Origin of the sequence: Streptomyces longisporoflavus (assembly GCF_014649775.1) — a bacterium.
Classification (GTDB): Bacteria; Actinomycetota; Actinomycetes; order Streptomycetales; family Streptomycetaceae; genus Streptomyces; species Streptomyces longisporoflavus.
This window is the reverse complement of record NZ_BMTR01000022.1, coordinates 1-11,970: the sequence shown is the minus strand read 5'-3', so window position 1 is coordinate 11,970 and position 11,970 is coordinate 1. Positions and strand designations below refer to the sequence as shown.

Genomic DNA, 11,970 nt, shown 5'->3' with positions numbered 1-11,970 from the left:
CAGGGGTGGGTTGGGATGACTGACATCGCAGGCACGACGTCCGAACTGGACGTCACGCTGGAGAAACACCGGGTCGAACTGACCGGGTACTGCTATCGCATGCTGGGCTCGGCCTTCGAGGCGGAGGACGCGGTGCAGGACACCATGGTCCGCGCCTGGCGGAGCTACGAGAAGTTCGAAGGCCGCTCCAGCCTCCGTTCGTGGCTGTACCGCATCGCGACGAACGTCTGCCTGGACATGCTGAACGCGGGAAACCGCCGCGCCCGGCCCATGGACCTGACGGCGGCGGCTCCGCTGGCGCAGGCAGCGCTCTCCCCCCGCCCGGACAACGTATGGCTGGAGCCGATGCCGGACGCGCGCATGCTGCCGTCCGTCAGCGACCCGGCGGAGGCAGCCGTGGCCAAGGAGTCCGTGCGGCTCGCGTTCGTCGCCGCCCTGCAGCAACTGCCGCCCAAACAGCGGGCGGTGCTCATCCTGCGCGAGGTCCTCGCGTGGAAGGCCAGCGAGGCGGCCGAACTGCTCGACACCTCGGTGGCCTCCGTCAACAGCGCGTTGCAGCGGGCGCGGGCGACGCTGGCCGAGGGGCCGGGGGACGATACGGCGGTGTCCGATCCCCTGGACGACGAACAGCAGAAGCTGCTCGAGCGGTACGTCGCGGCCTTCGAGGGTTACGACATGGCGGCGCTGACGGCGCTGCTGCACGAAGACGCCATCATGACGATGCCCCCGTTCGACCTGTGGCTGCGCGGCACGTCCGACATCACCGGCTTCATGTCGACCATCGGCGCCTCCTGCGCGAACAGCCGGCTCTTCCCGGTCAACGTCAACGGCACGCCGGGATTCGCCCACTACAAGCCCGACCCGGAGAACGGCGGGTACGCACCGTGGGCGGTTCAGGTCATCGAGATCTCAGAGGGGCGGATCGCGGGCTTCCACTGCTTCCTGGACACGCCCCGGTGGTTCCCGCTGTTCGGCCTGCCGGCCCATCTCGACCTCAATGGGGAGCCCGACGAGGTCCAGTAGCTCGCGCAGGTGCGGGGCCGGGTTCCGTACGCGGATCCGGCCGCCCGCGCGGCGGGCGGTGAGCTGGAGTCTCGCGAGGGCGTCGATCGCGGCGAGCACGGGCGGGCCCACGCCCGCCACGTCGCAGTCGAGGACGTCCGCGCCGGTCGCTTGCAGCGCGGCGCGGGCCTCTTCGCAGAGGCGCTGCGTGACCTCTCGGTCGAGGGTGCCGGTGAGGGTCAGGGTTGGGTGCGGGTTGGGGTTCACGTGGGGATGACTGGGCGGGGGGCTGGAACTCATCGGTAGGTCCGCCGTTGCGCCTGCGGCGGGCCTTTCCCCAACCCCGCCCCTTCCCGAAAACTCGCCGGCGCGAGGGCCTTGTGCGTACCGTCATCACCGGCTTCGCCGAGTTCGTCCTCAAACGCCGGACGGGCTGAAAATCCAGCCCCTCCGGCGCTCGAGGAGCGGGGAAAGCCCCTACGCGATCCGGTCCAGCACGATCGGCGTCGCCGCGAAGCCCGTGCCCTCCGGGGCGATGTCGAAGGAGCCCTGCACCGCCTGCAAGGCGTACTCGAAGCGCTCGGGAGTGTCCGTGTGCAGGGTCATCAGGGGCTGACCCGCGGTCACGGCCGCGCCCGGCTTCGCATGCAGCTCCACCCCCGCCCCCGCCTGCACCACGTCCTCCTTGCGCGCACGTCCCGCACCCAGGCGCCACGCGGCGACACCCACGTCGTACGCGTCGAGGCGGGTCAGGACGCCCGACGACGGCGCCGTCACGACGTGCGTCTCGCGGGCCACCGGGAGCGTGGCGTCCGGGTCGCCTCCCTGGGCGGAGATCATCCGGCGCCACACGTCCATCGCGGAGCCGTCGGCCAGCGCCTTCGCCGGGTCCACGTCCTTCAGACCCGCCGCGTCCAGCATCTCCCGCGCCAGGGCGAGGGTCAGCTCGACGACGTCCGCCGGGCCACCGCCCGCGAGGACCTCCACCGACTCCCGGACCTCCAGGGCGTTGCCCGCCGTCAGGCCGAGCGGCGTGGACATGTCCGTGAGGAGCGCGACCGTGCGTACGCCGTGGTCCGTGCCCAGGCCCACCATCGTCGACGCCAGTTCCCTCGCGTCCTCCAGCGTCTTCATGAACGCGCCGGTGCCGACCTTCACGTCCAGGACCAGCGAGCCCGTGCCCTCGGCGATCTTCTTCGACATGATGGACGAGGCGATCAGCGGGATCGCCTCCACCGTGCCCGTCACGTCCCGCAGCGCGTACAGCTTCTTGTCCGCCGGGGCCAGGCCGTCGCCCGCCGCGCAGATCACCGAGCCCACGCCGTCGAGGACCGACAGCATCTCCTCGTTCGAGAGGAGCGCGCGCCAGCCCGGGATCGCCTCCAGCTTGTCCAGGGTGCCGCCCGTGTGGCCGAGGCCCCGGCCCGACAGCTGCGGGACCGCCGCGCCGCACGCCGCGACCAGCGGGGCGAGCGGCAGCGTGATCTTGTCGCCGACGCCGCCCGTGGAGTGCTTGTCGGCGGTGGGGCGGGACAGGGACGAGAAGTCCATGCGCTCGCCGCTCGCGATCATCGCGGCCGTCCAGCGGGCGATCTCGCCGCGGTTCATGCCGTTCAGGAGGATCGCCATGGCGAGGGCGGACATCTGCTCGTCGGCGACCACGCCACGGGTGTACGCGTCGATGACCCAGTCGATCTGCTCGCCGCTCAGCTCGCCCCGGTCCCGCTTCGTACGAATCACGGAGATGACGTCCATGGCATAACCCCTCTTTGCGCCTTAAAACGGTGAGGCGACTCTACGCGCATAGAGCCGCGCGATGAAGGCGGCCCCCGCCCGAAGATCCACAACAGGCAGGGGCCGGCTCTCAGTTGAGGTGCTCCGGACCGAACGCGTCCGGCAGCATGTCCCCCAGTGACCGGATGCCCGCGGCCGTCTCCAGGAGGAGCGTCGGGCCGCCGAACTCGTAGAGCAGCTGGCGGCAGCGACCGCACGGCATCAGGATCTCGCCCTTGCCGTCGACGCAGGTGAAGTGCGTCAGTCGGCCGCCCCCGGTGAGCTGGAGCTGCGAGACGAGGCCGCATTCGGCGCACAGACCGAGGCCGTACGACGCGTTCTCGACGTTGCAGCCCGACACCGTGCGGCCGTCGTCCACGAGGGCGGCGGCACCGACCGGAAAGCCCGAGTAGGGCGCGTACGCACGGGACATGGCCTCGCGCGCCGCGTCCCGCAGCGCGTCCCAGTCGGTCTCGGTCACGTTCCTTGACCCTTTCGGTAGGGCTGGCCGTCCGCCTTCGGCATCCGCAGCCGCTGGGCGGAGAGCGAGAGCACGAGCAGCGTGACGACGTACGGCGTCGCGGTGACGACCTGGTTGGGCACCTCGTCGGTCAAGCCGTACCACGCGAACATCAGCGCCGAGACGGCCGCGGTGATCACCGCGGGGATGTACCGCTTGCGCCATACGAGGTAGATCGCGCCGATGACCAGCAGGATCGCGAGGAGCAGGAGCAGCGCGTGCACGTTCGTGCCGCCACCCCGGAGCTTCAGGCTGTCGGTGTAACCGAACAGGCCGGCACCGAGCGCGAGTCCGCCCGGCATCCAGTTGCCGAAGATCATGGCGGCGAGGCCGATGTAGCCGCGCCCGCCGGTCTGGCCCTCCAGGTAGATGTTGGAGGCGACCAGGGAGAGGAAGGCGCCGCCGAGTCCGGCGAGACCGCCGGAGATGACCACCGCGAGGTACTTGTACTTGTAGACGTTCACGCCGAGGGTCTCGGCCGCGACCGGGTTCTCGCCGCAGGAGCGCAGGCGCAGACCGAACGACGTGCGCCACAGCACCCACCAGCTCAGCGGCACCATCGCGATGGCGATGACGGTGAGCGGCGACAGGTTCGTGAACAGGCCGCCGAGCAGGCCGGCGATGTCAGACACGAGGAACCAGTGCTTCTCGTTCAGGTCCTGCAACCAGTCGGAGAGGCCCGGCACGGAGAACTCCCCGAGCGAGTCCACCGGCGGCGACTGCTTGGACGTACCGCCCTCCTTGCTCTCGAAGGCGAAGGTGGAGAGGTAGCGGGTGACGCCCAGGGCGAGGATGTTGATGGCCACACCGGAGACGATGTGGTTGACGTTGAAGGTGACCGTGACGATCGCGTGCAGCAGACCGCCGAGCGCGCCGCCGAGGATGCCGAACAGGATGCCGACCCACGGGCCCCACTGGTAGCCGGCGAAGGCGCCGAACCAGGTGCCGAGGATGAGCATGCCTTCGAGGCCGATGTTGACCACGCCCGCGCGCTCGGCCCACAGACCGCCGAGGCCCGCGAGGCCGATCGGCACGGCGAGGCGCAGGGCGGTCGACATCTGGCCGGTGGAGGTGATGCCGTTCGCGTCGGTGATGAGCCGGACCACGGACGTCAGGACGAGCACGCCCGCGATGATCAGGAGGAGGACGGGGAGCGATATGCGGCGGCGGCCCGGCGCGGGCTGCTTGGCCGGGGGCTTGGCTACGGTTGCCGAGCTCATCGGGCAGCCACCTCCTTCACGGTGTCGTTGTTGCCGTTGTTGTCACGGGCGGCGGCGGCCAGTTCCTCGCCGACGCGGCGCTGCTGGCGCTTGAGGCCCCAACGGCGTACGGCCTCGTACGAGACGACGACCGCGATCACGATGAGGCCCTGCATGATCACCGCGATCTCCTTGTCGTACGCGACCGGGGTCGCGTAGTCGAGGGCGGGTGATGCCTTGTCGAGGAAGGCCCAGAGCAGCGAGGCGAACGCGATGCCGACCGGGTTGTTGCGGCCGAGCAGGGCGATGCCGATGCCGGTGAAGCCGAGCCCGGCGGGGAAGCTGAGGCTGTAGGTGTGGGTGTCGCCGAGCAGGATCGGCATGCCCGCGAGGCCCGCGACCGCGCCGGAGATCAGCATCGCGCTGAGCACCATGCGCTTGGCGTTGACGCCCGAGGCCGCGGCGGCCGACGGCGAGGCGCCGGTGGCACGCAGGTCGAAGCCGAAGCGGGTGCGGTTGAGGATCACCCAGTACAGGACGCCCGCCAGCGCGGCGATGATCACGAAGCCGTAGATCTCGCCGGACTCGCCCATGCTGATGCCGGGGAACCAGCCGGACTCGTGCATCTCGCCGGTGGTCTGGTTGTTGCCGACCGGGACACCGAAGTTCTCGGTGAGGGTCATGTAGCCGATGACGCTCGTCGCGATGGCGTTGAGCATGATCGTCGCGACGACCTCGCTGACCCCGCGGGTGGTCTTCAGGATGCCCGCGATGCCCGCCCAGAAGGCGCCGGTGAGCATGGCGACCAGCATCAGGAGCGGGATCTGGAGCGGAGCCGGAAGCGCGACGTGCGCGCCGACCACGGCGGTGGTCATCGCGGCGAGGCGGTACTGCCCGTCCACGCCGATGTTGAACAGGTTCATGCGGAAGCCGACGGCCACCGCGAGCGCGGCCAGGTAGTACATCCCGGCCTGGTTGATGGTCAGGACCTGGACGTCGGAGTAGCTGATCTGCTCCAGCATCAGGGTGTACGGCTCGATCGGGTTCTTGCCCGAGGCGAGCAGCACGACCGAGGTCAGCGCCACGGCCACGACGAGCGCGATGACCGGTCCGGCCACCGCGAGGAGCACGCGCTCCTTGTCGAACTTCTTCATCGGGCCTCGTCCTCCGAAGCGTCGGCAGAGCCCTCTTCGGGGTCTTCTTCTACGTGTTCGAGGTGGCCGGAGGCGGCACCCGTCATGGCCGAGCCGAGCTCCTCCGGCGTGACGGTGGCCGGGTCGGCGTCGGCGACGAGCCGTCCGCGATAGATCACGCGGAGGGTGTCGGAGAGGCCGATCAGCTCGTCCAGGTCCGCCGAGATCAGCAGGACGGCCAGTCCTTCGCGGCGTGCCTCGCGGATCTGGTCCCAGATCTGGGCCTGCGCGCCGACGTCCACACCGCGGGTGGGGTGGGCGGCGATCAGGAAGCGGGGCTTGTGGCTCATCTCGCGGCCGACGATCAGCTTCTGCTGGTTACCGCCGGAGAGGGAGGCCGCCGTGACGTCGATGCCGGGGGTGCGGACGTCGTACTGCTCGACGATGCGCCGGGTGTCGGCCTGGGCACCCTTGGGGTCGAGCCAGAAGCCCTTCGCGTTCGGCCTCTCGGTGACGTGGCCGAGGATGCGGTTCTCCCAGAGCGGCGACTCCAGGAGGAGGCCGTGGCGGTGGCGGTCCTCGGGGATGTAGCCGATGCCCTGCTCGCGGCGGTGGCGCGTGGCCAGGTCGGTGATGTCCTCGCCCGCCATGCGGATGACGCCGGAGTCGGCGTGCTTGAGGCCGATGAGCGCGTCGATCAGCTCGGTCTGGCCGTTGCCCTCGACGCCCGCGAGGCCGAGCACTTCGCCCTCGTGGATGGTGAAGGAGATGTCGTCGAGGAGGGCGCGGCCGGACTCGCCGTCGGCGAGCAGCTTGAGCTTGTCGACCTCGATCATCGCCCGGTCGGTGACCGTCGACTCGGCCGTCTCCGGGGTGGGCAGCTCGCTGCCGACCATCAGCTCGGCGAGCTGGCGCGGGGTCGTCTCGGAGGGGATCGCCGTGCCCACCGTCGTGCCGCGCCGGATGACGGTGATGTCGTCGGCGACGGAGAGGACCTCGCCCAGCTTGTGGGAGATGAAGATGACGGACAGGCCCTCGGACTTCAGCTCGCGCAGGTTGTCGAAGAGCGCGTCGACCTCCTGCGGCACGAGGACCGCGGTCGGCTCGTCGAGGATCAGCGTGGTGGCGCCGCGGTAGAGGACCTTGAGGATCTCCACGCGCTGCCGGTCGGCGACGCCGAGGTCCTCGACCATGGCGTCGGGGCGGACCCCGAGGCCGTAGCGCTCGGATATCTCGGCGATCTTGCGGCGGGCCGCGCCGCCGATGCCGTGCAGCTTCTCGCTGCCGAGAACGATGTTCTCCAGGACCGTGAGCTGGTCCGCGAGCATGAAGTGCTGGTGGACCATGCCGATGCCGCGCGCGATGGCGTCGGCGGGGCTGGAGAAGCTCACCCGGGTGCCGTCGACCGCGATGGTGCCCTCGTCCGGCTTCTGCATGCCGTAGAGGATCTTCATCAGGGTCGACTTGCCCGCGCCGTTCTCGCCGACGAGGGCGTGCACGGTGCCCTTGCGGACGATCAGGCGGATGTCGTGGTTGGCCACGACGCCCGGGAAGCGCTTGGTGATGCCGTTGAGTTCAACGGCAACGGCCCGGGCCGTTGCCGTGCCCTTCTCGGGGCTTGTGGACGCGTCGATGGCGCACTCTCCTCGGGAATCCTCAGGAAAGGGGCCACCTACGCGCGTAGCGCCCCTGGTTCGACGGGAGTTGGGCTGTGGGCCGCGCGAACGGGGCGCGGGGGCAACCATCGTCCCCCACACCCCGTGCCGCGACCATCACGCTGTTGTTACGGCTGTGGCGAGCGCCGTCGAAGCGGTCGCCGCAGCCGTCACGACTGCCGTCACGACTGTCGTTACGACGGCCGTCACGACTGCCGTTACGGCGTCGCCTTGACCTTGATCTTGCCGCTGGTGATGCCCTCTTCGGCCTTCTTCAGGGCAGCCTGGAGGTCGGCGTTCTTCTTGAACTCGGGGTTCGAGTCGGCGAGCGCGACACCGCCGGACTTGAGGTCGGCGCGGACGACGCCGCCCTCGGCGTTGCCGTCGACGACGGACTTCGCCAGGTTGTACACCGAACCGGCGACGTCCTTCGTCGCGGAGGTCAGGATGTACTTCTTGTACTTGGCGAGCGCGTCCTGCTTGTACTGGTCGGAGTCGACGCCGATCGCCCAGACCTTCTTGGCGGCGGCGGCCTCGATGACGCCCTGACCGGAGAGACCGGCGGCGTGGTAGACCACGTCGGCGCCGTCCTCGATCTGGCCCTGCGCGGCGGTCTTGCCCTTGTCGGGGCTGGTGAAGCCGCCGTCCTCGGCCTTCTCCGTCAGGTACTGCTTGACGACCTTGACCTTGGGGTTCGTGTCCTTGACGCCCTGCGTGAAGCCGGCCTCGAACTTGTGGATCAGCGGCACGTCCACACCGCCGACGAAGCCGACGGTCTTGCTCTTGGTCGTCTTGGCGGCGGTGACGCCCGCGAGGTAGGACGCCTCCTGCTCGCTGAAGACCAGGTCGGCGACGTTCTTGGCCTTGACGGTCTCGTCGTCGACGATGCCGAAGGTGACCTTCGGGAACTTCGCCGAGACCTCCTTGACCGCGGGGGCGTAGGCGTAGCCGACGCCGATCACCGGGTTGTAGCCCTGCTTGGCCAGCTGGGTGAGGCGCTGGGCCTTGTCGGCGTCGGACTCGCCGTCGTTCGGCTCGACGGCCTTCTTGCCGATCTTCAGGTCCTTGGCGGCCTTGTCCATACCGGCCGTCGCGGCGTCGTTGAAGGACTGGTCGCCCTTGCCGCCGACGTCGTACGCGATGGCGACGCCCTTGCTCTTGCCGTCGTTCTTGGAACCGGCGGCGTCGCTGGACGTGCCGCCGCAGGCGGTGGCGGATACGGCGAGTGCGGCGGTCGCGACGCCCGCTGCGGCAATTCGGGAAACCCGGCGCATAGAGAGGAACTCCTTATGTACAAGCAAGCACAAGCACGTACGAGCGCCTCACCTGGCGCTGATTTCGCCGCAGCGTAACGCGCGTAGACCCGACATAAGAACCCTTCTGTCCCGTCCGTTATCGAGCTGTGGCCGCGAGGTTGCGCGAGCATGTACGCAGTGTGGGGCGCCCCTCACGCAAGGGGCGCCCCACCGGTCACGAAGTCGGCTACGGAGTGGTCTTGACGGTGACCTTGCCGTCGACGATGTCCTTCTCGGCCTTCTCCACGGCGGCGACCACGTCCTTCATCGCCGTGTACTTCGGGTTCGTGTCGGAGAACCCGACGCGGCCCGACTTCAGGTCGTAGCGCTGCTCGCCCGTGATCGGCTTGCCCTCGACGACGGACTTCGTCAGGTCGTAGACAGCGCCGCCGACGTCCTTGAGCGCCGAGCCCAGGATGTAGTCCTTGTACTTGGCCAGGGCCTTCTGCTTGTACTGGTCGGAGTCGACGCCGATCGCCCACACCTTCTGCGAGCCGGCCTCCTGGATCACGCCCTGCCCAGAGAGGCCCGCCGCGTGGTAGAGCACGTCGGCGCCCGACTCGATCTGGCCGCTGGCCGCGTTCTCTCCCTTGTCGGGGCTGGAGAAGCCGCCGTCCTCGGGCTTCTCGGTCAGGTACTGCTTCTCGACCTTGACCTTGGGGTTCGTGTCCTTGACGCCCTGCGTGAAGCCGGCCTCGAACTTGTGGATGAGCGGGATGTCCACGCCGCCGATGAAGCCGACGTGATCGGCCTTGGTCGCCTTCGCGGCGGCGACGCCCGCGAGATACGACCCCTGCTCCTCGTGGAACACCAGGTCGGCCACGTTGTCGGCCTTGACGGTGTTGTCGTCGATGATCCCGAAGGTGGTCTTCGGGAACTTCGAGGCCACTTCCTTGATGGCGGGGGCGTAGATGTAGCCCACCCCGATGACCGGGTCGTAACCCTGCTTGGCCAGCTGCTCGATGCGCTGGACCTTGTCGGCGCTGGACTCGCCGTCGCCGGGCTCCATGTCGACGCCGCCGATCTTGAAGTCCTTGCGGGCCTTCTCGTATCCGGCGTAGGCGGCGTCGTTGAACGACTGGTCGCCCTGCCCGCCGATGTCGTACGCGAGGCCTATGCCCTTGGCGTCGTACTTCGACGAACCTCCGGCCTTGTCGTCCTTGCCGTCGTCGTCCGAGGACGCCTCGCTGCTGGTCTTGCCGCATGCTGATGCCGCGAGGGCGAGAGAAGCCACGCCCACGGCCACTAGGGAAAGCCTTGATGCCCGTGCTCCACGGGTTCCACCGTTTTCACGGGTTCCGCCGGTTGCACGAGATCCTCGAGATCCTCGACGAAGACGCATAGGACGCACCCCTCACGTTCCCCAGAGCACCCTTGGCGGGGCCTGTTTGCGGCGCACAGTAACGCGCGTAGAAAGGGAGGGGAACGGGGTTTCGCACTGCCGTTACCTATTCGTGCCGAGGGCCGGTTACGTCCGGGTGAACGGGTCCGTCGTAACCGGCCGATAGCGGTGGTTACCGGTGCGCGCCGTCGAGCAGCGCCGCCGCGGTGAACATCTCGACGCCCGCCGTGATCGCCGACTCGTCCGCGTCGAAGTCGCCCTGGTGCAGATCGCGAACGGTGCGCTCGCCGGGCGTACGGACGCCGAGGCGGGCCATGGCGCCGGGCACGTGCTCCAGGTACCAGGAGAAGTCCTCGCCGCCGAGGCTCTGTTCGGTGTCCTCCACGGAGTGCGTGCCGCGCCGCAGCTCCATGGAGTCGCGCAGCAGGTCGGTCACGTCGGGGTCGTTCACGACGGGCGGCACGCCACGGATGTAATTCACCACGGACTTGGCGCGGTAGAGGTCGGCGATCTCCTGGACGGCGCCGTGCACCAGGTCGGGCGCCTGCCGCCAGGCCGTGAGGTCCAGGCAGCGGACGGTGCCGGAGAGTTCGGCGTGCTGCGGGATGACGTTGCAGGCGTGCCCGGACTCGATGCGGCCCCAGGTCACCGCGAGCCCCGAGCGGGCGTCGATACGCCGGGCGACCAGGGCGGGGACCTCGGTGACGACCTTGGCGGCGGCGGTCACCAGGTCGGTCGTCAGGTGGGGCCGCGCGGTGTGCCCCCCTGCGCCGTCGAGCGAAACCTCGAGCCGGTCACAGGCGGAGGTGATGGGGCCGTGCCGCAGCCCGATCTTCCCGGCGTCGACGCGCGGGTCGCAGTGCACGCCGACGATGCGTCCCACGCCGTTGAGCACCCCCGACTCGATGGCGTCGGGCGCGCCGCCGGGCAGGACCTCCTCCGCGGGCTGGAAGATCAGCCGCACGGGCTGCGGCAGTTTCCCTTCCTTCGCCAACTCCGCGAGGACTAGCCCGGCCCCGAGCACCACGGTGGTGTGCACGTCGTGCCCACAGGCGTGGGCGCGGTCGGGCACGGTCGAGCGGTACGGGACGCCGGTCTTGGTGTCGGGAATGGGCAGGGCGTCGATGTCGGCGCGCAGGGCGAGCATGGGGCGTACGCCGTCCCACTCCTCGGTGCCGATGTCACAGACGAGGCCCGTGCCGATGTCGAGTACGCGCGGCCGGAGCCCCGCGTCTTCGAGCCGGGCCTTGAGGGCCGCGGTGGTACGGAACTCCTGGTTGCCGAGCTCGGGATGCATGTGCAAGTCGCGCCGGAAGGCGATGAGTTCGCTGCGCAGGGCGGCCGGGAGGGTGCCGGGGAGTGCGGCTCCCCCGGATGCGCCCCCTGCGGATTCGCCGGGCAGATCGGCCTCGGACTCGCGCTCGGACTCGCGCTCGGAATCTCGTGACATCAGTTGGTTCACCCTCTGAAGGGTAGGGCTCGCCGTGGGCCAACTGACCCACGATCAACAAAAGTTCAGCCCGATAGGGTAAGAAAAAGTGGCCGCGAGGCGCATGAGCGCTACTTGAGAGGGGTAAACTCCCGGCCCTTTCAGGGGGCAAGGCACTGGTCATATGCGTACGCCGTAGCGCGCCGCCCTTCCGTAGACGAACCGTCCGCCACCCGAATTCGTTGCGGATGGCACTGCGGATGGCACAGATGCCGCGAACGGACAGAGGGCCCTGCGGCACCTGCCCCCGGCTGTGGCCAAGCCACTCCACAGGTACCACGGAGGGCCGGAAACATGCGCGTACGTCCGTCGTGCGGTGCGGTGCGGTGCCGTGCCGGAGCGGGGGCTGTGCTGGTCCGGCGACGGTGTGGGTTGCCGGTGCCGTCCGGTTCCCTGGAGTTTGGCGGTTCCGGGCCGGGCGTCAAGGGCGCTCCGCTGCGCTGCGCGTCGGCTGCGCCGATTGCGCTGCGCTCCACCCTTGACTCCCGTCCCTCCACCGCGCGAGGGAAGACGACCGGACGGCCCGGGAGCGGGACTCTCGACCAGGCGCCGTGGTATCGAC

10 protein-coding genes are annotated in these 11,970 nt (G+C 69.4%); 1 reads left to right on the top strand and 9 read right to left on the bottom strand.

Annotation, left to right across the window (positions count from 1 at the left end):
• The first annotated feature begins 15 nt into the window (after positions 1-15).
• Entirely contained in the window at positions 16-1,023 is a 1,008-nt protein-coding gene (locus IE226_RS33425) for a sigma-70 family RNA polymerase sigma factor (RefSeq protein WP_190085197.1), read from the top strand.
• Here IE226_RS33425 and IE226_RS33420 read toward each other — a convergent pair.
• The 9 genes from IE226_RS33420 to IE226_RS33380 form a co-directional block, all read right to left on the bottom strand.
• Positions 910-1,269 (bottom strand): STAS domain-containing protein, encoded by a 360-nt coding sequence (locus tag IE226_RS33420; RefSeq protein WP_229871683.1) that lies wholly within the window; start codon positions 1,267-1,269, stop codon positions 910-912. The genes IE226_RS33425 and IE226_RS33420 overlap by 114 nt on opposite strands.
• A gap of 210 nt (positions 1,270-1,479) precedes the next feature.
• Positions 1,480-2,757 (bottom strand): thymidine phosphorylase, encoded by a 1,278-nt coding sequence (locus tag IE226_RS33415; RefSeq protein ID WP_190085195.1) that lies wholly within the window; start codon positions 2,755-2,757, stop codon positions 1,480-1,482.
• 109 nt (positions 2,758-2,866) lie between these two features.
• The gene (locus IE226_RS33410) at positions 2,867-3,256 is read right to left on the bottom strand and encodes a cytidine deaminase (RefSeq protein WP_190085194.1); all 390 of its coding nucleotides are present in this window, start codon (positions 3,254-3,256) and stop codon (positions 2,867-2,869) included.
• Entirely contained in the window at positions 3,253-4,515 is a 1,263-nt protein-coding gene (locus tag IE226_RS33405) for an ABC transporter permease (protein ID WP_190085193.1), read from the bottom strand. Before IE226_RS33405 ends, IE226_RS33410 begins: the two co-directional genes overlap by 4 nt.
• On the bottom strand, positions 4,512-5,648 hold the full coding sequence (locus tag IE226_RS33400) for an ABC transporter permease (RefSeq protein WP_190085192.1): 1,137 nt from the start codon (positions 5,646-5,648) through the stop codon (positions 4,512-4,514). The genes IE226_RS33405 and IE226_RS33400 overlap by 4 nt, the downstream gene beginning before the upstream one ends.
• On the bottom strand, positions 5,645-7,261 hold the full coding sequence (locus IE226_RS33395) for an ABC transporter ATP-binding protein (RefSeq protein ID WP_190085281.1): 1,617 nt from the start codon (positions 7,259-7,261) through the stop codon (positions 5,645-5,647). The genes IE226_RS33400 and IE226_RS33395 overlap by 4 nt, the downstream gene beginning before the upstream one ends.
• Before the next feature lie 239 nt (positions 7,262-7,500).
• Positions 7,501-8,556, bottom strand: coding sequence for a BMP family lipoprotein (locus IE226_RS33390; RefSeq protein WP_190085191.1), 1,056 nt, complete (start codon positions 8,554-8,556; stop codon positions 7,501-7,503).
• Positions 8,557-8,764: 208 nt separating this feature from the next.
• On the bottom strand, positions 8,765-9,817 hold the full coding sequence (locus IE226_RS33385; protein ID WP_229871682.1) for a BMP family lipoprotein: 1,053 nt from the start codon (positions 9,815-9,817) through the stop codon (positions 8,765-8,767).
• 274 nt (positions 9,818-10,091) lie between these two features.
• Positions 10,092-11,369, bottom strand: coding sequence for a M20 family metallopeptidase (locus IE226_RS33380; RefSeq protein ID WP_190085189.1), 1,278 nt, complete (start codon positions 11,367-11,369; stop codon positions 10,092-10,094).
• Between the last annotated feature and the right edge of the window lie 601 nt (positions 11,370-11,970).

Coding starts and splice junctions, on each gene's coding strand:
- IE226_RS33415 (WP_190085195.1), bottom strand. CDS start 2,757: ATGGACGTCATCTCCGTGATTCGTACGAAGCGGGACCGGGGCGAGCTG.
- IE226_RS33390 (WP_190085191.1), bottom strand. CDS start 8,556: ATGCGCCGGGTTTCCCGAATTGCCGCAGCGGGCGTCGCGACCGCCGCA.
- IE226_RS33425 (WP_190085197.1), top strand. CDS start 16: ATGACTGACATCGCAGGCACGACGTCCGAACTGGACGTCACGCTGGAG.
- IE226_RS33405 (WP_190085193.1), bottom strand. CDS start 4,515: ATGAGCTCGGCAACCGTAGCCAAGCCCCCGGCCAAGCAGCCCGCGCCG.
- IE226_RS33400 (WP_190085192.1), bottom strand. CDS start 5,648: ATGAAGAAGTTCGACAAGGAGCGCGTGCTCCTCGCGGTGGCCGGACCG.
- IE226_RS33380 (WP_190085189.1), bottom strand. CDS start 11,369: ATGTCACGAGATTCCGAGCGCGAGTCCGAGCGCGAGTCCGAGGCCGAT.